Raw genomic sequence first — 22,413 nt, 5'->3', positions numbered from 1 at the left:
ATCAACGGCTCCTGATTCAGGAGCCGTTTTTTTTTACTTTTTTAACCTACTGCATAGCACTTTTGGTTACGCCATCTCAGTTTGCAGACGCATAACCTGACGGTTAACTTCAGACATCACAGACAAGTGCTGCTTGTCTCTCACTTTTGGGATAAGAATCTTACCCTTATCGAACTCAAAAGCGCCAACATCCTTGATATATAACCGTCCACGGAACAGGATCTTCACGTACTTCGCCACCTGTAGCGGGTTGTAGCGTTGGAAAATTTTCATTGTTGTCTCCTGCAGAGTATTACGCCCTTGCGGTGCCACAATCGGCCCAACAGTTTTAAGGCGCAAATTTTAATGCCATATGACTATAGACCATATCTACGTCGTTTCCAGTGTGCATAAGTATATTTACCTTTTGATTACAGTTATTCAGAATTATCTAAACATCAGCTCATTTTTCTCAGTATATGCCTTCATTTTTCACAGGAAGTGTGCGCCCGCCCGCAAACTGGCATCCCCTTTGCGGGAAAAAGCATCAATCGCACATATGATTAACTGTCGGCCCAAAGTGGTCGGATCACCTGCAAAAAAATAAAGAAGGAATGACCATGACCCTACGTAAAATTCTGGCGATGTCGTGTCTGCTACTCCCCATAATGGCTTGTGCGCATAACCTTGAAGATAACCAACGGGTGCCGCCGGTAGGCATTGCCGACCGTGGCGAACTGACGTTGAATAAAGATGAGTTTAGTTATAAAAACTGGAATAGCGCGCAGCTGGCGGGAAAAGTGCGCGTCCTGCTGCACATTGCGGGTCGAACGTCAGCGAAGGAAAAAAACGCCACGCTGATTGAAGCGATTAAATCAGCCAAGCTCCCGCATGACAGATACCAGACGACCACAATTGTGAACACCGATGATGCGATCCCAGGCTCTGGTATGTTCGTGCGTAGCAGTATAGAAAGTAATAAAAAGCTCTACCCGTGGTCGCAATTTATTGTCGACAGCAATGGCGTGGCGCGTAACGCCTGGCAATTAAAAGAAGAGGGGTCCGCCGTCATCGTGCTTGACAAAGACGGTCGGGTTCAATGGGTGAAAGATGGCGCGTTAACCCAGCAAGAGGTACAGCAGGTGGTCGACCTGCTGCATAAGCTCCTCAGTAAATAGTCACCCGGAAGCCGGGGTTAAGGAACGATTCACGAGGGGTATAGTCCAGCGTTTTTCCCTGCCAGTCGTGAACGTGCGCCCCGGCTGCAACGGCAATGGCATGACCTGCGGCAGTATCCCAGACGCTGGTCGGCCCAAATCTGGGGTAAAGCTGCGCCTGTCCTTCCGCCACAAGACAGAATTTCAGCGAGGAACCAATAGAGGTGGTCTGATGTTCGCCGAGCTGTTGGAGATATTCGGTGAGTTCATCATCCGTATGCGAACGGCTAATCACCACCAGCGGCGGGCGGGCATCCCGCACCTGAATCTGCTTACGCACCCCGCACTCCTCTTTCCAGGCCTTACCTTCCGCCGCGTAGTACATCACTTTCAGCACCGGCGCATAGACCACGCCCAACACCGGCTTGCCCTGCTCAATCAGCGCAATATTGACCGTGAATTCGCCATTGCGCTTGATGAACTCCTTGGTGCCGTCGAGCGGATCGACCAGCCAGTAACGCTGCCAGTGCTGGCGCACTTCCCAGGCGGGTGGATCCTCTTCTGAAAGCACCGGAATATCCGGCGTGAGCGTGCGTAACCCTTCGAGAATCACGGTATGTGCGGCGATATCCGCCGCAGTGACTGGAGAATCGTCCTGCTTGCGGGCGTACTCCATCGGTTTGGCTCCATCATAAACCTGCATAATGGCATCGCCCGCGTTCCGTGCAAGCTGGCATACTTGTTCTAACATTCTCCACCTCTTTATGACAGGGGCGTTAACTCGTTGTTTTACTTATACCCGATCGTTAAGGGTTCCGCCAACTGTGATACCGTCTGCGGTTTTGATAATACCTTTCATGGCATGATTCACCCTTCTGTGAACACTCGCAAAAAATCGGCCGGATGGGGCAGTTTCGCCTTCTTCTGGCGACGGTCGGAACGATATCGGGTTTCACTGTTTATCATCGCTATTTTTCACTATCCGGCTTTTCTATTGCGTTCTTAAAAGGTGCCTCTGATGATTAAGTTTAGTGCAACGCTTCTGGCTACGCTGATCGCCGCCAGCGTGAATGCGGCTACCGTCGATCTCCGTATCATGGAAACTACTGATTTACATAGCAACATGATGGATTTCGATTATTACAAGGATACCGCAACCGAAAAATTCGGATTGGTACGTACCGCAAGTTTGATTCATGCCGCCCGAAATGAAGTCAAAAACAGCGTGCTGGTGGATAACGGCGACCTGATTCAGGGGAGCCCTCTGGGCGATTATATGGCGGCAAAAGGGCTCAAAGACGGTGATGTTCACCCGGTCTATAAAGCGCTCAACACTCTGGATTACGCGGTTGGAAACCTCGGCAACCATGAGTTTAATTATGGTCTGGACTATCTGCATAACGCGCTGGCCGGCGCGAAATTCCCTTATGTTAACGCCAATATTATCGACGTTAAAACCCAAAAGCCGCTCTTTACGCCTTATCTGATTAAAGAGACGAGCGTTATTGATAAAGACGGCAACCCGCAAACTCTGAAAATCGGCTATATCGGCTTTGTTCCGCCGCAAATCATGATTTGGGATAAAGCGAACCTGAGCGGCAAAGTTACCGTCAATGACATTACGGAAACCGCCCGGAAATATGTGCCCGAAATGCGCGAGAAAGGCGCTGATATCGTGGTAGTCATTGCTCATTCAGGCCTTTCTGCCGATCCGTACCACAGCATGGCGGAAAACTCGGTTTATTACCTCAGTGAAGTTCCCGGCGTCGACGCGATTATGTTTGGCCACGCCCATGCCGTCTTCCCCGGTAAAGATTTTGCCGACATCAAAGGCGCGGATATCGCCAAAGGTACGCTTAACGGCATTCCTGCGGTAATGCCTGGCATGTGGGGCGACCATCTGGGAGTGGTCGATCTGGTGCTCAATAACGACAGCGGCAAATGGCAGGTTACGCAGGCGAAAGCGGAAGCGCGGCCTATTTACGACGCCGCCGCTAAAAAGTCGCTGGCGGCGGAAGACAGTAAGCTGGTCGATATTCTGAAAGCCGATCACGATGCCACCCGCGAGTTTGTCAGCAAGCCCATCGGCAAGTCCGCCGATAATATGTACAGTTATCTTGCTCTGGTGCAGGACGATCCTACCGTACAGGTGGTGAATAACGCGCAAAAAGCGTATGTGGAACACTTTATTCAGGGCGATCCGGATCTGGCGAAACTGCCGGTGCTGTCCGCCGCCGCGCCGTTTAAAGTTGGCGGGCGTAAGAACGATCCTGCCAGTTTTGTCGAAGTGGAAAAAGGCCAGTTGACCTTCCGTAACGCCGCCGATCTTTATCTCTATCCGAATACGCTGGTGGTGGTGAAAGCCAGCGGCAAAGAGGTAAAAGAGTGGCTGGAATGTTCTGCCGGACAGTTTAATCAGATTGATATTCACAGCAACAAACCGCAATCGTTGATCAATTGGGATGGCTTTCGCACCTATAATTTCGATGTCATTGACGGCGTGAATTATCAAATCGATGTGTCACAGCCCGCCCGCTATGATGGCGAATGCCAGATGGTGAATCCGCAGGCGGAACGTATTAAAAACCTGACCTTTAACGGTAAGCCTGTCGACCCGAACGCTACGTTCCTGGTCGCCACGAATAACTATCGCGCTTACGGCGGCAAGTTTGCCGGCACGGGCGACAGCCATATCGCCTTTGCGTCTCCCGATGAAAATCGCGCCGTGCTGGCGGCATGGATTGGCGCAGAGTCAAAACGCGCGGGCGAAATCCATCCGGCGGCGGATAATAACTGGCGTCTGGCGCCAATCCACAGCGATACGGCGCTGGATATCCGCTTTGAAACATCGCCAGGCGATAAAGCAGCGGCCTTCATTAAAGCGAAAGGGCAGTATCCGATGAAGAAGGTTGCCGTCGATGATATCGGTTTTGCCATTTATCAGGTGGATTTAAGCAAGTAACGTGTGTCCCGTATGGCGCTGCGTTTATTCGGCCTGACTGGCAGGCCGAATAAAGCGCTAGCCGCCATCTGATAAACGCTCCCGCTGCGCCAATACCTGCGGCAAATTCAGTTCTATCCAGTCCGCCAGCGCGGCGACTTTATCACTCACCTGCTCGCCAAGCGGCGTCAGGCTGTACTCCACATGCGGCGGAACAACTGGATATGACACCCGGTTGAGAAATCCGTCCTGTTCAAGCGCCTGTAACGACTGCGCCAGCATCTTTTCACTCACGCCTCCCATCTTGCGGCGCAGGTCGCTAAAACGGTGTGTACCGTCGCGTAACGCGACCAGAATCAGTACGCCCCAGCGACTGGTGACATGTTTTAACACCTCACGGGACGGGCACTGTTCAGCAAAGAGATTGCCTTCACGCAACTGCCGGGAAAGAGTATGAGCGCGCATTGGTACTTACCTTTTTGTACGTACTTACTAAAAGTAAGTTTAGGTGGTAGCGTAATAAAACACAAGACCAACACTGAGGAGTTCACCATGATTGCTATCACTGGCGCAACAGGCCAACTGGGCCAACACGTTATTGAAAACCTGCTAAAAACGACGCCCGCCAGCCACCTCGTCGCGATCGTCCGTAACCCGAAAAAAGCCGCCCCGCTCAGTCAGCGCGGGATCGCCGTTCGCCAGGCGGATTACGCTAACGAAGCCGCGCTGACCACCGCCTTACAGGGCGTTGATAAACTGCTGCTTATATCATCCAGCGAAGTGGGACAACGCACCGCGCAGCACCGCAACGTCATTCAGGCCGCCATTGCCGCGAAGGTGAAATTCATCGCCTATACCAGCCTGCTACATGCGGATAAATCGCCGCTGGCGCTCGCCGATGAACATATTGAAACGGAAAAAATGCTGGCTGAGTCAGGTATTCCTCACACGCTATTACGTAACGGCTGGTATACGGAAAACTACCTGGCGAGCGTCCCTGCCGCGCTGAAGCATGGCGTCTTTATTGGCGCAGCAGGAGAAGGGAAAATCGCCTCCGCAATGCGCGCTGACTATGCCGCCGCCGCCGCGCGCGTCATCCGTGAAGAGGGTCACGCCGGGAATGTCTACGAGCTGGCGGGTGATGACGCCTGGACATTAAGCCAGTTGGCGGATGAACTTACTCATCAGAGCGGAAAAAAAATCGTCTACCAGAACCTGAGCGAAGTCGATTTTGCCGCCGCGCTGAAAGGCGCAGGACTGCCTGACGGACTGGCGGATATGTTGGCCAATTCTGACGCTGGCGCGGCGAAAGGCGGTCTGTTTGATGACAGCCATACGCTGCGTAAACTCATCGGTCGCCCGACGACGACGCTCACAGAAAGCCTTCGCTCCGTACTGTAAGTGTTAAAATTTAGTTAATTTATGTGGCATCCTCATAGACCTTCTCTGATAATGACGGAACGGTTTATGAGGAGAATCTGATGATTAGCGGCGTGCTATACGCCCTGCTGGCAGGGCTAATGTGGGGATTGATTTTCGTCGGCCCGTTAATCGTGCCGGATTACCCGGCCCTCTTACAGTCAATGGGACGCTATCTGGCGCTGGGGCTGATTGCCCTGCCGATTGCCTGGTTAGGCCGCACGCGGTTACGCCAGTTAACGCGCAAAGACTGGTCCACCGCCCTGTCGCTGACCCTGATGGGCAATGTAATCTATTACGCCTGCCTCGCCAGCGCCATTCAGCGAACCGGCGCGCCGGTGTCGACGATGATCATCGGGACATTGCCGGTCGTCATTCCGCTTTTCGCTAACGTTCTCTATAGCCAACGAGACGGCAGATTATCCTGGCGGCGTTTAGCGCCCGCGCTGGCGCTTATCGGTTTTGGCCTGCTGTGCGTCAATATTGCTGAACTTAGTCAGGGATTATCCGATGTTAGCGGCTGGCGCTATGGTTCAGGCATTGTGCTGGCGCTGATTTCCGTAGCGTGCTGGGCATGGTATGCGCTGCGCAACGCCCGCTGGCTGCGGGAAAATCCCGACAAACATCCCATGATGTGGGCAACGGCGCAGGCGCTGGTTACGCTGCCGGTCTCGTTAATCGGCTATGCGGCGGTCTGTCTGTGGCTGAGTATCCAGAAACCGTTGTTTACCCTGCCCTTTGGCCCGCATCCCGCGCTGTTTATTGGTCTGATGATCGCCATCGCGGTGCTGTGTTCCTGGGTGGGCGCGCTGTGCTGGAATATCGCCAGCCAAAAATTACCAACCGTTATTTTAGGGCCGCTGATTGTTTTTGAGACGTTGGCGGGACTGCTCTATACCTTCATTCTGCGCCAGGAAATCCCGCCATTCCTGACGTTAAGCGGCATTGCGCTCCTGGTGGCGGGCGTGGTCATTGCCGTGAGAGCGAAACCGGAAAAAGCGACCGTCGTTCCGGTCACGGAACGCTAATTTCATACTCGCTTAAATTATACGCACCCCGAAAGAGTTATAGCCTCGCCTTAAAGATGCATTTAAAATACAACTTATATTATTGCAAATGAGGTAACGGCTATGGCTTATCGCGATCAACCTTTAGGCGAACTGGCGCTCTCTATTCCCCGCGCATCGGCGCTGTTTCGCCAGTACGATATGGATTACTGCTGCGGCGGAAAACAGACGCTGGCGCGCGCCGCCGCGCGTCACGACGTCGATATTGACATCATAGAAGCGCAACTGGCGCAATTGGCTGAACAGCCCATCGAAAAAGACTGGCGCGCCGTTCCGCTGGCGGACATTATTGACCATATCGTTGTTCGCTATCATGACCGACATCGCGAACAACTGCCGGAGCTTATTCTGCAGGCAACCAAAGTGGAACGCGTCCACGCGGATAAGCCAAACGTCCCACGCGGCCTGACAAAATATCTCACCGCGCTGCATGAAGAGCTTTCCAGCCATATGATGAAAGAAGAACAGATCCTGTTCCCAATGATCAAACAGGGTATGGGTCGCCAGGCAACGGGCCCGATAAGCGTAATGGAAAGCGAGCATGACGAGGCGGGAGAGCTGGTAGACGTCATCAAACACGTCACCCAAAATGTAACGCCGCCGCCAGAAGCCTGCACCACCTGGAAAGCGATGTATAACGGCATTAATGAGATGATTGATGATCTGATGGAGCACATCAGCCTGGAGAATAACGTGCTGTTCCCACGCGCGCTGGCCGGAGAATAATCGCCAGCCGGGCATTTTGCCGGATGGCGGCTGTAAACGGCGCCTTATCCAGCCTCCAAATCAACGCTACGCTGTAAGCCCGGTAAGCGCCAGCGCCACCGGGCAAAACAATTAACGCATCCCCGCCATCCGTTTCTTACCTATCAACAGCCAGCCCAGACCCAACGCGATAAACCACAGCGGCGTCACGATCAGCGCCTGGCGCGTATCGTCTTCCAGCGTCAGTAATACCAGCACGAACGCAAAGAACGCCATACAGACCCAGCACATCAGCTTACCGAGCGGCATCTTATAGATGGATTTTTCATGCAGGTGGGGACGCTTTTTGCGGTACACCAGGTATGAACACAGAATGATGGTCCAGACAAACATAAACAGGATGGCCGAAACCGTAGTGATCATGGTGAATGCGCCAATCACGCTCGGGTTGACCATCAGCATAACCACCCCGCCCAGCAGGCAGATACAGGAGAAGGTCAGGCCTTTCGCCGGTACCGCGCGTTTCGATAGCTTAGCGAACGCTTTTGGCGCCACACCTTCTTGCGCCAGGCCAAACAGCATACGGCTGGTCGAGAAGACGCCGCTGTTGGCGGAAGACGCCGCCGAGGTCAACACGACAAAGTTGATCACGCTCGCGGCGGCAGGCAGACCCACCAGTACAAACAGCTCAACAAACGGGCTCTTATCCGGCACCACGGAACTCCACGGCGTCACCGACATAATGACAATCAGCGCAAAGACGTAGAACATGATGATACGGATCGGTATTGAGTTAATCGCACGCGGCAGCGATTTTTCCGGATCTTTAGTTTCTGCGGCGGTAGTACCAACCAGCTCAATGCCCACGAAGGCGAATACCGCAATCTGGAAACCGGCAAAGAACCCGCTAATACCTTTCGGGAACCAGCCGCCGTCATTCCACAGATGCGCGAAAGACGCTTCAACGCCTGTCGGCGATTTAAAGTGCATCGCAATCATCACCAGCCCGACCACAATCAACGCCACAATGGCGACGATTTTGACCATAGCAAACCAAAATTCCATTTCACCAAACATTTTAACGGTGGCGAGGTTGAGGCTTAGCAGCAGGATCACTACCGCCAGCGAGGCGACCCAATCGGAAAGGCCGGGAAACCAGAACTGCGCGTAGGCGGTAATCGCCACCACGTCAGCCATACCGGTCACCACCCAGCAAAACCAGTACGTCCAGCCGGTGAAATATCCCGCCCAGGGGCCAAGCAGGTCGGACGCAAAATCGCTAAACGATTTATATTCCAGATTCGAGAGCAGCAATTCCCCCATGGCGCGCATCACGAAAAAAAGCATAAAACCGATGATCATATACACAAAAATGATCGACGGTCCGGCGAGACTGATCGTTTTACCCGATCCCATAAACAGACCGGTACCAATAGCGCCGCCAATAGCGATAAGCTGTATATGACGGTTTGTAAGATTGCGCCGTAGCGACTGTTCAGCCGGAGCCTGTTCGTCGGCTGCGACTTTTACCTGATCTACCATGTTTTTCTTCCTGTACCTGTCTGTGTTGTGCGGGCTCTACGGCCTTTGGTCTATGATACGACGATCCTGTTATCAGGACTCATCGATATTAGGTAAGAATCGGCGGGATGAATACTCAGATTCAAATACAATGTTAATTTTATGTTTAAAATGAGTGTTATATCACTTTGATAATGCGAATTAGCTCACAAAAATACACGTAACGACGCCATTTGCAAAATAAAATATTGGCATCTGCTGAAGTCAGGATTGCCGGATAAGGCGTTTACGCCGTCATCCGGCAAACCCGGGGCGCTTAGAGAATTTCCAGCAGTTCCACTTCAAACACCAGGGTGCTGAATGGCGGAATAGAGGCCCCGGCCCCACGCTCGCCATAGGCCAGCTCCTGTGGGATAGTCAGTTCCCATTTGGAACCTACCGGCATCAGAGTCAGAGCTTCAATCCAGCCGGCGATCACGCCATTTACCGGGAATTCAGCCGGTTCGCCGCGCGCGACGGAGCTGTCAAATACGGTGCCATCAATAAGCTTACCGGTGTAATGCACGCGTACGCGGTCGGTACGCGCCGGAATCGCGCCTTCGCCCTGCGTCAGAACGCGGAACTGTAAACCAGATTCAGTACTGTTCACACCGTCTTTTTCGCGGTTTTCTTCCAGGTATTTCACGCCTTCGGCCGCCATCGCTTTGAAACGCTCACGACGCACCGCGTCCGCACGCTCATGAATTTCACGCAGCGCACGATGCACCACATCAACAGGAACCGCCGGGTGTTTACCTTCCAGCGCATCAGCAATACCTGCAACCAGCGCTTCAGGCAACAGCCCTTCAAGACCGGATTCGCTGAGCTGCTGCCCTACCTGCAAACCAATGCCGTAGCTCGCTTGCGCTTCAATAGTGTCAAAAGTCGGGGTGGCCATTATTTTTCCTTCATCGGATATCAAAAAAGTAGCGGGCAGCATAACAGCCACGCTTCTTCTGGTAAAACTTTGTCTCAGGGAGGATGACAAATCGCAGGGAAAAAGAAACAATAGATTATCCGTATTGATGTCACGAAAGCGGATAGCACTACCAGTATCATAGCGTTAGCCATCTATACTCTATGATTAAGGAACGAGATGCGGAGCAGGAGGTAAACCATGCCCGGGCGCTTTGAATTAAAACCAACCCTGGCGAAAATCTGGCACGCGCCGGATAATTTTCGCATCATGGAGCCGCTGCCGCCTATGCATCGTCGTGGCATTATCATTGCCGCTATCGTGCTGGTGATCGGTTTCCTGCTGCCCGCCAGCGAGACCAGCGACTCACCTGTCGTCACGCGGGAAGCGCAATTGGATCTGCAATCGCAATCACAGCCGCCGACGGAGGCCCAGCTTCAGGCGCAGCTGGTCGCGCCGCAAAACGATCCGGATCAGGTGGCGCCCGTTGCGCCGGAACCTATCCAGGAAGGCCAGCCGGAAGAACAAAACCAGCCGCAAACGCAGCCTTTCCAGCAGGATAGCGGCATCGGTCAACAGTGGCGCTCGTACCGGGTAGAGTCTGGTAAAACTCTGGCGCAACTGTTCCGTGACCACGGGCTGCCCCCGACAGACGTTTATGCAATGGCGCAGGTAGAAGGCGCTGGCAAACCGCTGAGTAACCTCAAAAATGGTCAAATGATTAAAATTCGCCAGAATGCCAGCGGGGTGGTGACAGGTTTAACGATAGATGGCGATAACGGTCAACAGGTGCTGTTTACGCGTCAGCCTGACGGCAGTTTTATTCGCGCACAGTAACGTCGGCTGCGCCTTACCCCGCCTGTACCCTATTCGTTCAGGTGAAGCATTACCGCTTCACCTTATTCACCCACCAAATCCCCGAACATACCAGCACCAGCGCAATCATGTATTTCCACTCCAGAATATTCTCGCCGAGAAAAATAGCCGAAAGGGCCGCGCCGGAAACCGGGATCAGAAAGTTAAACGGCGCAATCATCCCCACGCGGTTATATTTGAGTAAAATGCTCCATAGCGCAAAAGCGACCGACGAGAGTAACGTCAGGTAGACTAAAATCGCCACCGACGAGAAGCCATGTATCGTCAGCGTACCGCCAAAAGCGTAACCGCCAATGACCAGTACCAGACCGCCAATCCCCAATTGATAGCCAGTCATGACCATCGGATCGACCGTCTGCGAGAGACGTTTGCCATACAATGTGGCCGCAGAAAGAATAAACGCCGCCAGCACCACGGAGCCTTCTCCCGGCAGATTAAAGCTGAAATCCAGGCCGTTGCTGACGTTCACCGCCATGACGCCCGCAAAGCCCAGAATACAGCCGAGCGTTTTGTTGTAGCTCAATCGGTCGTTCTGATAAATAAAGTGCGCCAGCAATACGCTGAAGAATGTGCCTGTCGCGTTCATGATTGAGCCTTTCACGCCGGAGGTGAACGCAAGGCCGATATAGAAAAAGAGATATTGCAGCGACGTCTGAGTCAGCCCCAGTAACGTTAACTGAGCAAACTGGCGCGGACGAAACCGACCAATCGGTTTACGCTGAAGCAGCGCGAACAGTAGCAGCAACCCACCCGCAAACAAAAAACGATAACCAGCAAAAACAATTTTAGAAGGGATATCGTCGGTGGCTATCTGAAAGAGGTCATAACCGCTTTTGATGGCTGGATAAGCGCTGCCCCATAGCAGGCAACAAAATGCGGCACACACATAAACGACGTTTTTGCGGGCAAACGGGGAGGCCTGGCGTTGGGTATCCATTCTTTCACCAAGAAATTAAAATAATGTTTTATTTTTGATTATCGCGAAAAGAGGGGGAGATAGCCAGTCGAAAAGCGATGGGGTTAAAAAAGCAAAACGTCGGCGCTGGGCCGACGTTTCGTTGCTAGCAAAAACGAGAATGCCTGATTACTCAGCAACCACGTTGATGATAACTTTTGCGAATACTTCGCTGTGAACCTGGAAGTTCACTTCGTGTTCGCCAGTGGTACGCAGAACGCCGTTCGGCAGACGAACTTCGCTCTTAGCCACGTCAACGCCAGCCGCAGTCACAGCGTCAGCGATGTCGCGAGTACCGATGGAACCGAACAGTTTACCTTCGTCGCCTGCTTTAGACGCGATAGTAACGGTTTCCAGGGCGTTGATTTTCTCTGCGCGTGCATTTGCAGCAGCCAGAACGTCAGCCAGTTTAGCTTCCAGTTCAGCGCGACGTGCTTCGAAGTATTCAACGTTTTTCTTGGTAGCCGGAACAGCTTTACCCTTTGGTACCAGGAAGTTACGAGCATAGCCCGCTTTAACGTTAACCTGATCACCCAGGCTACCCAGGTTTGCTACTTTATCAAGCAGAATAACTTGCATTACCTTATCCTCTCAAAGTCGTATTAATGGACCGTGACCGATTACTGATGGCGATCAGTGTACGGCAGCAGAGACAGGTAGCGAGCGCGTTTGATAGCGCGAGCCAGCTGACGCTGGTATTTTGCACGGGTACCGGTGATACGGCTTGGGACAATCTTACCGCTTTCGGTGATGTAGTTTTTCAGCGTAGCGATATCTTTATAGTCGATCTCTTGAACGCCTTCCGCGGTGAAACGGCAGAACTTGCGACGACGGAAATAACGTGCCATATGGCTAGTCTCCAGAATCTATCAATTCAATCTGCTCGGCATGCAGAACCATTTTGCTCAGACCGTTCTTTGCCTTGTGGCAAGAAATAAACCCCTGAACGGTTATGCGGCTGCCGACCGTTATACTGTGAGTAATGGCCTGGTTTTCGTGTCCGCTAACAATAACGGGCATTTGGCACCACGCCTGCCGGTGAAAGCCGGCTTCCTCTTGCACAGAACGATGCTCAAGCACGAACTGGCAATGCGGAATTCCTGATGGACTGACCTTTCGAAGGGGGGCCCTGCACACGGTGCCGGACAACGCCAGACGGTTGGTCATCAGAAATTACTCTTCAGAATCCCCAGCTTCAGCATCATCTGCGGTTTCGTTAGCGAAATCATCGCGACGCTCACGGCGCTCGTCTTTCGCTTTAACCATCGGAGAGGCTTCGGTAACAGCGTGCTTAGTACGCATAACCATGCTGCGGATAACGGCATCGTTGAAGCGGAAGGTAGTTTCCAGCTCATCGATCACTTCCTGCGGCGCTTCAACGTTCATCAGAACGTAGTGCGCTTTGTGCAGTTTGTTGATCGGGTAAGCCAGCTGACGGCGGCCCCAGTCTTCCAGACGGTGGATCTTGCCTTCTGCGCCAGTGATGGCAGCAGAGTAACGCTCGATCATGCCCGGAACCTGTTCGCTCTGGTCAGGATGGACCATAAAAACGATTTCGTAATGACGCATCGAATTGCTCCTTACGGATTATTCAGCCTCCTGTCTGGGTCAGCCGCGGCCCATGGAGGCAAGGAACGTGTTAAAGGTCGGCTGAAAAATGACGCGTTATAATACTGGCGCCTGCGGGCAAACTCAAGGTGATTGTACAATTATTTATCGTGCCGAACGTAACGCCTGTCCCGTCGCATTTTGCTGCTGAGATATTAACGTTATATCGCGCGCCACTATAAACGGCCTGTTCCGGCAGAGAAATTGACACTGTGGTCAGCGCGCTTTTTTGCCACACAGGGTTTCTTAAACATAGCGGCATACATCAACGGGTTGTTAATCAGGTAAAAAACGACAATGCGATAATTTTTTGAACAACAGCATCAGAAAAGGTCGCCATCTCTGCGGCGGGTTATGGTTAAAATTAAACCAGAAGCGATTCACTAAAGGGGGATATCGCCAACCAGACCGCGCTGCTGAGGAGGTACTCTATGCGAGCCCGGATAATGTTATTTCTGGCTGCGCTTTTGCCTGGCATAACGGCAACGGCAGCCATCGAGTTAAATAATCATCAGGCCAGAAATATGGATGATGTGCGCAGCTTAGGCGTGATCTACATCAACCACAACTTCGCCACGGAAAGTGAAGCCAATCTGGCGCTGAATGAAGAGGCCGACGTGCGAAACGCAATGTATTATCACGTCATACTTATCCGGGAACCGGGTAGCAACGGCAATATACACGCCAGCGCGAATATTTATCGCTAGCATCAGGAAAACCAACGAAAAAGCCATAGTTGATTTGCCCCCTGAGCAGGGGGCTTTTTTCGCGGAAAGATGGCTCCGGAATTAGACCTGTGACATCCCGATAATATTCACATTCCGGAGCTCATACTTCACTTCTGCCCGTAATACGCATTCGGGCCATGCTTACGCATGAAGTGTTTATTCATCAGATAATCGTCGATGGGATTCAGCGCCGGGTTAATGCCGCGCGCAATCCACGCCATTTTTGCCACTTCCTCCATGACCACCGCGTTATGTACCGCATCGTGCGCATCTTTCCCCCAGGCGAACGGCCCGTGTTGATACACGACAATGCCTGGCGTATGCAGCGGTTCCACCTCGCCCAGCGTTTCGATGATCACCTTACCGGTGTTCAGCTCGTACTCGCCCTGCACTTCTTCTTCGCTTAACGCCCTGGTACAAGGAATATCGCCAAAGAAATAGTCCGCGTGCGTGGTACCGAGCGCCGGAATAGCCATCCCCGCCTGCGCCCATGCCGTGGCGTGGGTGGAGTGGGTATGAACGACGCCGCCAAGCGACGGATAGCGTTGATACAGCGCCAGATGGGTAGCGGTATCGGAAGAAGGACGATAACCTCCCTCCACCACTTTGCCATCCATATCCACCACCACCATGTCATCTACCTTCATGGTTTCATAGGCGACACCGCTTGGCTTAATCACCACCAGCCCGCGTTCGCGATCGATAGCGCTGACGTTGCCCCAGGTAAACGTCACCAGTCCATAACGGGGCAAATCCATGTTAGCGTCAAATACCTGCTGCTTGAGCTTTTGCATTAGGCTGCCTCCACCAGACCGGCGCTGGCCATGCGCGCTTTCACCCAGTCACGCGCTTTCGCTACCTCTGCCGCCGGGTTCTCTGCTGTTTCGCTCCACATCTCAATCAGATAGGGCCCGCAATAGCCACTCTGTTTGAGCGTTTCGAAGCAGCGTTCGAAATCGACAACGCCTTCGCCAAACGGCACATTTTTGAACACGCCGGGTTTAGTATCTTTGACGTGTACCGCGACGATATGCCCGATTCCCGCCTGTAGCTCCATCTGTACGTCGTTATCCCAGGCAGACAGATTGCCGATATCCGGATAGAGCTGGAACCACGGGTTATTGAGGTAGTGAGCATAGCCCAGCGCTTTACTGATGGAGTTCATCAGCGGATAGTCCATGATCTCCATCGCCAGCGTCACCTGGGCGCGGCTGGCCATATCAACGCTCTCTTTTAACCCATCGCGAAAGCGGCAACGCGTTTCGTCGTTGGCCTGCTGATAGTAAACGTCGTACCCCGCCAGTTGAATGACGCGAATCCCGACGTCCTGCGCAAACTGAATCGCTTTACGCATAATCTCCAGCCCCTGCGCCCGTACCGCGTCATCTTCGCTACCGAGCGGAAAACGACGATGCGCGCTCAGACACATGGACGGCACGCGCACGCCGGTTTCAGCAACCGCGCTCACCAGCGCCAGGCGCTGCTCGCGACTCCAGTCGAGCCGCGCCAGTCGGGCGTCGGTCTCGTCCACCGACATTTCAACAAAGTCAAAACCCAGCGTTTTCGCCAGCCGCAGGCGTTCCAGCCAGCACTCCCCGGCAGGGAGCGCTTTTTCATAGATGCCGAGCGGAATTTGTTTCGACAGCATAGCCGCTCCTTAGCCCCACAGTTGGGCAATGGAGCGTTTGAACTGCCGTGCGGCTTCTACCGGCGATTCGGCATCGCGAATGCTACGCCCCGCGATAAAGACATGGATCGGAATGCCTTTGAACAGCGGCAGGTCTTCCAGCGCCAGTCCGCCGGTCACGGTCACTTTAAAGCCCATATCGGAGAGTCGCTTAATCGCGGTAATATCCGCCTCGCCCCACGCCACGCCTGCCGCCTGCGCATCGCGGCTGCGGTGATAAACCACTTGCTGAATGCCCGCATCGCGCCACTGCTGCGCCTGTTCCCAGGTCCAGTAACCGGTCAGTTCGATCTGCACGTCGCCGTTGAACTCTTTCGCCACATCCAGCGCGCCTTTCGCGGTGTTGATGTCGGCGCAGCAAATGACCGTCACCCAGTCCGCGTTGGCTTCGAAACACATACGGGAGAGGATTTTACCGGCATCGGCAATTTTGGCGTCCGCCAGCACGATTTTGTGCGGATAGAGTGCTTTCAGGTCGCGAACGGCACGCACGCCTTCGCCCACGCACAGAATGGTGCCCACTTCGATAATGTCGACTTCTTCGGCAATCAGGCGAGTGGTTTCATAGGCGCTATCCATAGTCTGGTTGTCCAGCGCGACCTGCAACATTGGTAATGACATTTTCAATTCCTTCTTAAGCTGCCGCGTTGGTGCGGTCAATGAGATCCAGGACTTCCTGCGCGGTGCGGCAGGCGCGTAAACGGTCAAAATTAGCTTCGTCTTCAAACAGGTTGACGATCTGCATGATGCCCACTTCCTGGTGAGTGTTGGCATCAACCGCCGCCATGGTGATCAGAATATCGACCGGGTCGTTATCTTCGTGGTTGAACTCCAGCGGCTTTTTCAGGGTCACCAGCGAAAAACCGGTTTTCTTCACCCCTTCTTCCGGGCGGCCATGCGGCATCGCCAGGCCGGGGGCAATCACAAAATAGGGGCCAAACTGCTCAACGCCATCCAGAATCGCCTGGTAATAGCGCGGCTCTACCACGTCTGCAGCCACCAGTAAATCGACGCCGATCTTGACGGCTTCCTGCCAGGTATTCGCTTCAGCCTGCAGGCGGATAGAATTATTCTCCGCCAGTGAATCACGTAATTTCATGTTGCATCCTTACTTCACGTCTTGCGGGAAATGTTCTTTGATCACTTCCAGCAGTTTCGGGCCAAAATCCGCAGGCGACAGCATGTTGCGCACGCCAACCACATATTTGTTGCCGGTCACGCTGATTTCGCCTGCAATATGGGTAGAAGCGATGATGATATCCGCGCCGCTCAACTCGCTTTTGTACTCGCCAACCGCGCAGCTATTTACCGTGTGGTCAATGTTTGATTGGGTTAAAAACTGGTCCACTTTCATTTTCATGATCATGGAACTGCCCTGTCCGTTGCCACACACAGCCAGAATACGTACGGTCATAATCAAAACTCCTTATTAAGCAGACTGTTCTGCCAGTTGTTTTTCTGCATCTTCTTCTGCGCGCAGTGCGCGGCCAGCGAAGAACATATAAGCCAGTGCAATTACAATGATGACGGTCATAAAGGCGATACCGAGGGAGAAGAAGCCCTGCATCATCGGCGGCGCCAGAATCGACCAGTCCGCCATACCCATCCAGGCACTCATACCGGTGAGTTTCACCGCCCAGACGCAACCAAAGATTTCAATCATCCCCATCACCAGACAAATTTTCAGCGCCGCACGCCAGCCGCCGAAGTGGTTAGCGAACACGCCGATAGTGGCGTTAGAGAAGAACATCGGGATAAAGCCAGGAATAATCAGGATCGAGGAGCCGCAGGCAACCAGGATGCCAACCGCAATCAGCTGGCCGATGGTGCCCCACATAAAGCCCCAGACCACCGCGTTAGGCGCGAAGCTATAAATAGCGGCGCAGTCAATCGCCAGTACTGCGCCCGGAATCAGACGCTGGGAGATACCGTTAAAGGCCTCAGAGAGCTCGGCGACAAACATACGCACGCCCTGGGTGATGATGAAGATCGCCACCGCAAAGGAGAAACCGGTTTGCAGGATATAGATTGTCCAGTGGGTTTTACCCGCCATCGCCTGTACGGTATCGATACCAAAAGAGAGCAGAATGGCACCAAAGAAGATGGTCATTACAATCGCCGTGGAGACGATGTTGTCATGGAAAATGTTCAGCCAGCCCGGCAGTTTGAGGTCTTCAACGCTTTCCTCTTTTTTGCCCAGGAACGGCGCGACTTTATAGGCAATCCAGGAAGCAAACTGCTGCTGGTGACCGATGGAGAAACCGCAGCCGTCCGTCACTTCCTGAGTCGGCTTGTACATCATGTTGGAGGTAATACCCCAGTACAGGGAAACCAGTATCGCCGTGCAGATAATGGTGGTCCACATGGAATAGCCGAAGATATAGAAAGAGACCGCAATCAGCCCCGCCTGCTGGAACATGATGTGCCCGGTCAACATGATGGTGCGAATACCGGTAATGCGTCGCAATAAGACGTAACAAATATTCAGCGCCAGCGCGAGCAACACCGCGTAGCCTACCCAACTATACGCATCACCCATCCGTTCGATCGTTGCCATCATCGAAGCATAGGTATCGGAAATCGCGCCGTTGATGCCGTAGACCTCAGACATTTTCGCCACCACCGGTTTAAAGGTGCTGGTCAGAATGCCGGACCCGGCCTGTAGCAGCATGAAGCCAATGATGGTTTTGATCGTCCCTTTGATGATCACGCTGACGCTTTTGCGCAACAGGATATAGCCCAGGCAGGTCACAATACCCAGTAATAGCGGGGCATTGGTCATTACCTGATTAAAGAAAATGGTAAAGATGTTGTAGAGGATCTCCATAACGATCTCCGGTAGACGAGGTTGCTGAGTCACAGGCGCTCAGGATAATGTCCCTTCACTTTAATTTTCAAAAGTAATCACAACAAGATTAAATTTGATTAACTGTGACGTAGCGCGCAAATAATTAGCACACTTAATACATGGTTTACTTATAGGTAACTCATTTTTTCATTAAAATAAGTAAAATCATAAAGATGAAAACATTCACATGACGCCAGACAAGATTAAATCTTCTCCTGACTGCGTTCTCTCCTGCCAAAAAGTCAAAAAATAGCCCATTGCCTTCTTGAGAAAATAGTGTCAGGATTAATCAAAACAAATCACGTTTTGAACCATTTTGAACAAACATGAAGGTAAATGCGATGAGTAAAGTACAAAGCATCACGCGTGAATCATGGATTCTGAGCACGTTTCCGGAGTGGGGAAGCTGGCTGAACGAAGAGATTGAACAAGAGCAGGTCGCGCCGGGTACGTTCGCTATGTGGTGGCTGGGCTGTACCGGGATCTGGCTAAAATCTGAAGGCGGCACTAACGTATGCGTCGATTTCTGGTGCGGTACCGGTAAACAGAGCCACGGTAATCCGTTGATGAAAACTGGCCATCAGATGCAGCGTATGGCTGGCGTCAAAAAATTACAGCCTAACCTGCGCACCACGCCGTTTGTTCTCGATCCTTTCGCTATCCGTCAGATTGACGCCGTACTGGCGACCCACGACCATAACGATCACATTGACGTCAATGTCGCGGCTGCCGTAATGCAGAATTGCGCCGATGATGTTCCGTTTATCGGCCCGCAGACCTGCGTGGATTTATGGGTTGGCTGGGGCGTGCCGAAAGAACGCTGCATCGTGGTAAAACCGGGCGATGTCGTGAAAGTGAAAGATATTGAAATTCACGCGCTTGATGCCTTTGACCGCACCGCATTAATCACCCTGCCCGCAGATCAGAAAGCCGCTGGCGTACTGCCGGACGGCATGGATGTACGCGCGGTTAACTATCTGTTTAAAACGCCGGGCGGCAATCTCTATCACAGCGGCGATTCTCACTATTCCAACTACTACGCGAAACACGGCAACGAACATCAAATTGATGTCGCGCTTGGTTCTTACGGTGAAAACCCGCGCGGTATTACGGACAAAATGACCAGCGCGGATATTCTACGCATGGCGGAATCGCTGAATACCAAAGTGGTGATCCCGTTCCATCACGATATCTGGTCGAACTTCCAGGCCGATCCGCAAGAGATCCGCGTGTTATGGGAAATGAAGAAAGATCGCCTGAAGTATGGTTTTAAACCGTTTATCTGGCAGGTTGGCGGCAAGTTTACCTGGCCGTTGGATAAAGACAATTTCGAATACCACTATCCGCGTGGTTTTGACGATTGCTTTACCATTGAACCCGATCTACCGTTCAAATCCTTCCTGTGAGTCGATATCATGCCGGGATTACCCGGCATTTTTTCCATTTACTTTAGTATTTCCAGGCTATTTCAAATATCATCTTTTCAAATCAATTTGTATCGGAATAGCTCATGACTGAAGCACAAAGACATCAAATACTGCTGGATATGCTGGCACAGTTGGGCTTTGTTACCGTCGAAAACGTGATTGAGCGTCTGGGGATCTCCCCGGCGACAGCGCGCCGCGACATCAACAAGCTCGACGAAAGCGGGAAACTTAAAAAAGTGCGCAACGGCGCAGAGGCCATTACCCAACAGCGGCCCCGCTGGACGCCGATGAATCTGCACCAGGCGCAAAACCACGATGAAAAAGTACGCATCGCGAAAGCGGCGTCGCAGCTGGTAAACCCGGGTGAAAGCGTAGTGATTAACTGCGGCTCCACCGCTTTCCTGCTGGGGCGCGAAATGTGCGGGAAGCCGGTACAGATCATTACCAACTATCTGCCGCTGGCGAATTATCTGATCGATCAAGAGCATGACAGCGTGATTATCATGGGTGGTCAGTATAATAAAAGCCAGTCGATTACCCTGAGCCCGCAGGGAAGTGAAAACAGTCTCTATGCTGGCCACTGGATGTTTACCAGCGGAAAGGGCTTAACCGCGGATGGCCTGTACAAGACCGATATGCTAACCGCCATGGCGGAACAAAAAATGCTCAGCGTCGTCGGGAAACTGGTCGCGCTGGTCGATAGCAGTAAAATTGGCGAGCGCGCGGGGATGCTGTTCAGCCGCGCCGATCAGATCGCTATGCTGATTACCGGCAAAAATGCCAATCCGCAGGTTTTGCAACAGCTTGAAGCCCAGGGTGTAAGCATACTCCGCGTTTAAAGATGCTGTCGGAAAAACGCTACCGTCGCCGACAACGCTTCTGGCGTAATGCGATGCCGCACGCCTGCGGCCCATAAACAGGTCACATGCTTATCCAGCTTCGCCGCGGCGAGTGCCTGCTGGAGCCGGAAGGTTTCGATAGCAGGCACCACGTCATCCTCCTGACCATGCCACAACAGAAGCGGCCTGTCGGCCAGTCGCTCTAACTGATGTGTGACTTCCCATTCACGTAGCGGCGCGATGATATTGTCGAATTCCGCCTGCTGCGCCGGGTTCTGCGGGGATAACGGCGGGAAAAGCGTCCGGGCGAGCCCGGTAAAATAGCCCGACCCCATTAAACTGGCCCCGCATTTTACCTCTCGGTGACGCGTCATAATGCCCAGCGCCGTCATACCGCCCATGGATGCGCCGCCCACCGCCAACCGCCCGTCAAGTAGCCAGTTTTCCGCCTGAATCGCCGCACGTAACGTCGTAAACTCCTGCATGTTTTGGTGCAGAATCTGCCAGAATCGGTGTATCCGTCCCTGTGAGTCGCCGCCGAAGCGAGCGCCATGCTCCGGCGCATCCGGCATGACTACCCGGAATCCTGCCTGTGCCAGGGCAACGGCAAAATAACTATAAACCAGGCTGGAGGAGGTGAAGCCATGATAGAACACCACACAGGGAAGCGGCACGGCGCGTTTCCCTTCCGGGAAGGCATGTAGTACGACGCCTCCGGCTAATTGTCGTGTTTCAATCGCTATCATTATTCTCTCCTTTTTATCCGGTATGCCACGGAGAAATACTTAACGCAAGTTTATGGATAGCGCAATAATTCATAATGTTTGAGAACTGGGTTACGCTTTCGCAACGTTTTCATTCGAAAATCGCGTGACAGGTAACACTTCGGGAACATTCCCCCTAAAGGGAAATCAATAAGGCATTACACTATGATTATCAGGAAACGAGATAGAGTTATGCGTCGGTTTGCTTCATTGATAGCAGCGCTGTTATTAAGCGCGTGTAGCGTGCTGCAGGGTACGCCGCAACCTGCGCCGCCTGTCGCCGATCACCCGCAGGAAATCCGTCGCGATCAAACGCAAGGACTACAGCGGATGGGGACCGTAAGCGCGCTGGTTCGGGGCTCCCCGGATGATGCAATAGATGAAATCAGAGCGAAAGCCGCCGCTGCGAAAGCCGATTATTACGTTATCTTAATGGTTGATGAAACGGTTGTAACCGGCCAGTGGTATTCACAAGCCATTTTGTATCGTCAATAACAGTAGATTGATTTTTAGTCAGTTTTACATTGCTTTGCGTCCCTATGCGTTTACCTGTGCACAATAAACAAACAGGTTTACCGTGATGGAGCGTCCTGTTAAATGCGGGGTATGTAATAAGGAGCTGACGATGAAACAAGAACTTGCCTTATCCTCACTGCTGCTTTCTGCCGGACTGGTGAGTACGACGGCACAGTCTGCCGAATTCGCCAGTGCTGACTGCGTAACGGGTCTGAATGAAATCGGCCTGATCTCGGTCAGTAATGTTGCAGGAAACCCACAGGATGTAGAGCGGATTATCGCCCTCAAAGCCGATGAACAGGGTGCGTCCTGGTACAGAATTATTCAAATGTATGAAGAACAACAGTCGGATAACTGGCGCGTACAGGCGATACTCTATGCCTGATGCCGCGTGGCTCGCGCCGGATGGCGACGCCAGCGT

The 22,413-nt window shown here is 52.8% G+C and carries 29 protein-coding genes; 11 read left to right on the top strand and 18 right to left on the bottom strand.

All coding sequences use genetic code 11. The annotated features are described in order from the left end of the window. Positions 1 to 66: 66 nt before the first annotated feature. On the bottom strand, positions 67 to 273 hold the full coding sequence (locus HV477_RS06940; RefSeq protein WP_000689229.1) for a DUF1107 domain-containing protein: 207 nt from the start codon (positions 271 to 273) through the stop codon (positions 67 to 69). 326 nt (positions 274 to 599) lie between these two features. On the opposite strand from HV477_RS06940, the gene HV477_RS06935 reads away from it, so the two are divergent. Continuing rightward, entirely contained in the window at positions 600 to 1,157 is a 558-nt protein-coding gene (locus tag HV477_RS06935; protein ID WP_000175301.1) for a YtfJ family protein, read from the top strand. Here HV477_RS06935 and cysQ read toward each other — a convergent pair. Next, positions 1,147 to 1,887, bottom strand: coding sequence for a 3'(2'),5'-bisphosphate nucleotidase CysQ (gene cysQ, locus HV477_RS06930; RefSeq protein ID WP_000893398.1), 741 nt, complete (start codon positions 1,885 to 1,887; stop codon positions 1,147 to 1,149). The genes HV477_RS06935 and cysQ overlap by 11 nt on opposite strands. A 267-nt stretch (positions 1,888 to 2,154) precedes the next feature. Here cysQ and HV477_RS06925 point away from each other — a divergent pair, with 267 nt between their 5' ends. Beyond that, positions 2,155 to 4,098 carry a bifunctional 2',3'-cyclic-nucleotide 2'-phosphodiesterase/3'-nucleotidase gene (locus HV477_RS06925; protein ID WP_020839667.1) on the top strand — a complete coding sequence of 648 codons (1,944 nt, stop codon included), beginning with the start codon at positions 2,155 to 2,157 and terminating at the stop codon, positions 4,096 to 4,098. Positions 4,099 to 4,155: 57 nt separating this feature from the next. Here the strand turns inward: HV477_RS06925 and HV477_RS06920 are convergent, their stop codons facing one another. Beyond that, positions 4,156 to 4,542 (bottom strand): helix-turn-helix domain-containing protein, encoded by a 387-nt coding sequence (locus HV477_RS06920; protein ID WP_001201297.1) that lies wholly within the window; start codon positions 4,540 to 4,542, stop codon positions 4,156 to 4,158. 87 nt (positions 4,543 to 4,629) lie between these two features. On the opposite strand from HV477_RS06920, the gene HV477_RS06915 reads away from it, so the two are divergent. The 3 genes from HV477_RS06915 (at position 4,630) to ytfE (ending at position 7,289) form a co-directional block, all read left to right on the top strand. Next, positions 4,630 to 5,478 carry an SDR family oxidoreductase gene (locus tag HV477_RS06915; protein ID WP_000560616.1) on the top strand — a complete coding sequence of 283 codons (849 nt, stop codon included), beginning with the start codon at positions 4,630 to 4,632 and terminating at the stop codon, positions 5,476 to 5,478. An 80-nt stretch (positions 5,479 to 5,558) separates the two neighbouring features. After that, on the top strand, positions 5,559 to 6,524 hold the full coding sequence (locus HV477_RS06910; RefSeq protein WP_000623290.1) for a DMT family transporter: 966 nt from the start codon (positions 5,559 to 5,561) through the stop codon (positions 6,522 to 6,524). Between the two features lie 102 nt (positions 6,525 to 6,626). Then, the gene (gene ytfE, locus HV477_RS06905; RefSeq protein ID WP_000331471.1) at positions 6,627 to 7,289 is read left to right on the top strand and encodes an iron-sulfur cluster repair protein YtfE; all 663 of its coding nucleotides are present in this window, start codon (positions 6,627 to 6,629) and stop codon (positions 7,287 to 7,289) included. A 111-nt stretch (positions 7,290 to 7,400) separates the two neighbouring features. Here ytfE and cycA read toward each other — a convergent pair whose 3' ends face one another. Together cycA and fklB are read right to left on the bottom strand one after the other, a co-directional pair. Then, positions 7,401 to 8,810 (bottom strand): D-serine/D-alanine/glycine transporter, encoded by a 1,410-nt coding sequence (gene cycA / locus HV477_RS06900; protein WP_000228322.1) that lies wholly within the window; start codon positions 8,808 to 8,810, stop codon positions 7,401 to 7,403. A 295-nt stretch (positions 8,811 to 9,105) separates the two neighbouring features. Next, positions 9,106 to 9,726 (bottom strand): FKBP-type peptidyl-prolyl cis-trans isomerase, encoded by a 621-nt coding sequence (fklB, locus tag HV477_RS06895; protein ID WP_000235161.1) that lies wholly within the window; start codon positions 9,724 to 9,726, stop codon positions 9,106 to 9,108. A 219-nt stretch (positions 9,727 to 9,945) separates the two neighbouring features. On the opposite strand from fklB, the gene HV477_RS06890 reads away from it, so the two are divergent. Beyond that, the gene (locus HV477_RS06890) at positions 9,946 to 10,581 is read left to right on the top strand and encodes an OapA family protein (RefSeq protein ID WP_001119448.1); all 636 of its coding nucleotides are present in this window, start codon (positions 9,946 to 9,948) and stop codon (positions 10,579 to 10,581) included. 49 nt (positions 10,582 to 10,630) lie between these two features. Here HV477_RS06890 and HV477_RS06885 read toward each other — a convergent pair whose 3' ends face one another. From HV477_RS06885 to HV477_RS06860, 6 genes are all read right to left on the bottom strand, one after another. Further along, positions 10,631 to 11,557 (bottom strand): DMT family transporter, encoded by a 927-nt coding sequence (locus tag HV477_RS06885; protein WP_000381066.1) that lies wholly within the window; start codon positions 11,555 to 11,557, stop codon positions 10,631 to 10,633. A gap of 147 nt (positions 11,558 to 11,704) precedes the next feature. Next, the gene (rplI, locus tag HV477_RS06880) at positions 11,705 to 12,154 is read right to left on the bottom strand and encodes a 50S ribosomal protein L9 (RefSeq protein WP_001196059.1); all 450 of its coding nucleotides are present in this window, start codon (positions 12,152 to 12,154) and stop codon (positions 11,705 to 11,707) included. A 41-nt stretch (positions 12,155 to 12,195) separates the two neighbouring features. Next, entirely contained in the window at positions 12,196 to 12,423 is a 228-nt protein-coding gene (rpsR, locus tag HV477_RS06875; protein ID WP_000135199.1) for a 30S ribosomal protein S18, read from the bottom strand. A 4-nt stretch (positions 12,424 to 12,427) separates the two neighbouring features. Next, entirely contained in the window at positions 12,428 to 12,742 is a 315-nt protein-coding gene (gene priB, locus HV477_RS06870; RefSeq protein WP_001519453.1) for a primosomal replication protein N, read from the bottom strand. A gap of 6 nt (positions 12,743 to 12,748) precedes the next feature. Next, positions 12,749 to 13,144: a 30S ribosomal protein S6 gene (rpsF, locus tag HV477_RS06865; protein ID WP_001216673.1), complete on the bottom strand. Its 396-nt coding sequence runs from the start codon at positions 13,142 to 13,144 to the stop codon at positions 12,749 to 12,751. A 70-nt stretch (positions 13,145 to 13,214) separates the two neighbouring features. Continuing rightward, positions 13,215 to 13,421: a hypothetical protein gene (locus HV477_RS06860; RefSeq protein ID WP_001661855.1), complete on the bottom strand. Its 207-nt coding sequence runs from the start codon at positions 13,419 to 13,421 to the stop codon at positions 13,215 to 13,217. Between the two features lie 193 nt (positions 13,422 to 13,614). On the opposite strand from HV477_RS06860, the gene yjfY reads away from it, so the two are divergent. Beyond that, entirely contained in the window at positions 13,615 to 13,890 is a 276-nt protein-coding gene (gene yjfY / locus HV477_RS06855; RefSeq protein WP_001529484.1) for a DUF1471 family protein YjfY, read from the top strand. A 128-nt stretch (positions 13,891 to 14,018) separates the two neighbouring features. Here yjfY and HV477_RS06850 read toward each other — a convergent pair whose 3' ends face one another. The 6 genes from HV477_RS06850 to ulaA are packed head-to-tail and all read right to left on the bottom strand — an operon-like array spanning position 14,019 to position 18,425. Next, entirely contained in the window at positions 14,019 to 14,705 is a 687-nt protein-coding gene (locus HV477_RS06850; protein ID WP_001170767.1) for an L-ribulose-5-phosphate 4-epimerase, read from the bottom strand. Then, a complete protein-coding gene (gene ulaE / locus HV477_RS06845; RefSeq protein WP_000949530.1) occupies positions 14,705 to 15,559 on the bottom strand; it encodes an L-ribulose-5-phosphate 3-epimerase UlaE in 855 nt (284 codons plus the stop codon). The genes HV477_RS06850 and ulaE overlap by 1 nt, the downstream gene beginning before the upstream one ends. 9 nt (positions 15,560 to 15,568) lie before the next feature. Then, complete coding sequence (gene ulaD, locus HV477_RS06840; RefSeq protein ID WP_000056761.1) at positions 15,569 to 16,219, bottom strand: 3-keto-L-gulonate-6-phosphate decarboxylase UlaD; 651 nt, start codon at positions 16,217 to 16,219, stop codon at positions 15,569 to 15,571. Between the two features lie 13 nt (positions 16,220 to 16,232). After that, entirely contained in the window at positions 16,233 to 16,697 is a 465-nt protein-coding gene (gene ulaC, locus HV477_RS06835; protein ID WP_000776531.1) for a PTS ascorbate transporter subunit IIA, read from the bottom strand. Between the two features lie 9 nt (positions 16,698 to 16,706). Beyond that, positions 16,707 to 17,012, bottom strand: coding sequence for a PTS ascorbate transporter subunit IIB (ulaB, locus tag HV477_RS06830; protein ID WP_000218358.1), 306 nt, complete (start codon positions 17,010 to 17,012; stop codon positions 16,707 to 16,709). A 15-nt stretch (positions 17,013 to 17,027) separates the two neighbouring features. Continuing rightward, the gene (ulaA, locus tag HV477_RS06825; RefSeq protein WP_061379926.1) at positions 17,028 to 18,425 is read right to left on the bottom strand and encodes a PTS ascorbate transporter subunit IIC; all 1,398 of its coding nucleotides are present in this window, start codon (positions 18,423 to 18,425) and stop codon (positions 17,028 to 17,030) included. A gap of 362 nt (positions 18,426 to 18,787) precedes the next feature. Between ulaA and ulaG the strand changes: the two genes are divergently transcribed. Continuing rightward, complete coding sequence (gene ulaG / locus HV477_RS06820) at positions 18,788 to 19,852, top strand: L-ascorbate 6-phosphate lactonase (protein ID WP_000049161.1); 1,065 nt, start codon at positions 18,788 to 18,790, stop codon at positions 19,850 to 19,852. 104 nt (positions 19,853 to 19,956) lie between these two features. Next, positions 19,957 to 20,712 carry an HTH-type transcriptional regulator UlaR gene (gene ulaR / locus HV477_RS06815; RefSeq protein ID WP_000133618.1) on the top strand — a complete coding sequence of 252 codons (756 nt, stop codon included), beginning with the start codon at positions 19,957 to 19,959 and terminating at the stop codon, positions 20,710 to 20,712. Here ulaR and yjfP read toward each other — a convergent pair. Further along, a complete protein-coding gene (yjfP, locus tag HV477_RS06810; RefSeq protein WP_000560303.1) occupies positions 20,709 to 21,458 on the bottom strand; it encodes an esterase in 750 nt (249 codons plus the stop codon). The two genes, ulaR and yjfP, sit on opposite strands and share 4 nt — an antisense overlap. A 183-nt stretch (positions 21,459 to 21,641) precedes the next feature. On the opposite strand from yjfP, the gene bsmA reads away from it, so the two are divergent. Together bsmA and yjfN are read left to right on the top strand one after the other, a co-directional pair. Further along, entirely contained in the window at positions 21,642 to 21,971 is a 330-nt protein-coding gene (gene bsmA, locus HV477_RS06805) for a biofilm peroxide resistance protein BsmA (protein WP_000586835.1), read from the top strand. A 130-nt stretch (positions 21,972 to 22,101) separates the two neighbouring features. Beyond that, positions 22,102 to 22,377, top strand: a complete 276-nt coding sequence (gene yjfN / locus HV477_RS06800) for a DUF1471 family protease activator YjfN (protein ID WP_001518964.1) — start codon at positions 22,102 to 22,104, stop codon at positions 22,375 to 22,377. Positions 22,378 to 22,413: the final 36 nt, after the last annotated feature.

The organism is Salmonella sp. SG203 (assembly GCF_013350575.1).
Classification (GTDB): Bacteria; Pseudomonadota; Gammaproteobacteria; order Enterobacterales; family Enterobacteriaceae; genus Salmonella; species Salmonella enterica.
This window is presented reverse-complemented; position numbering and strand designations above follow the sequence as displayed.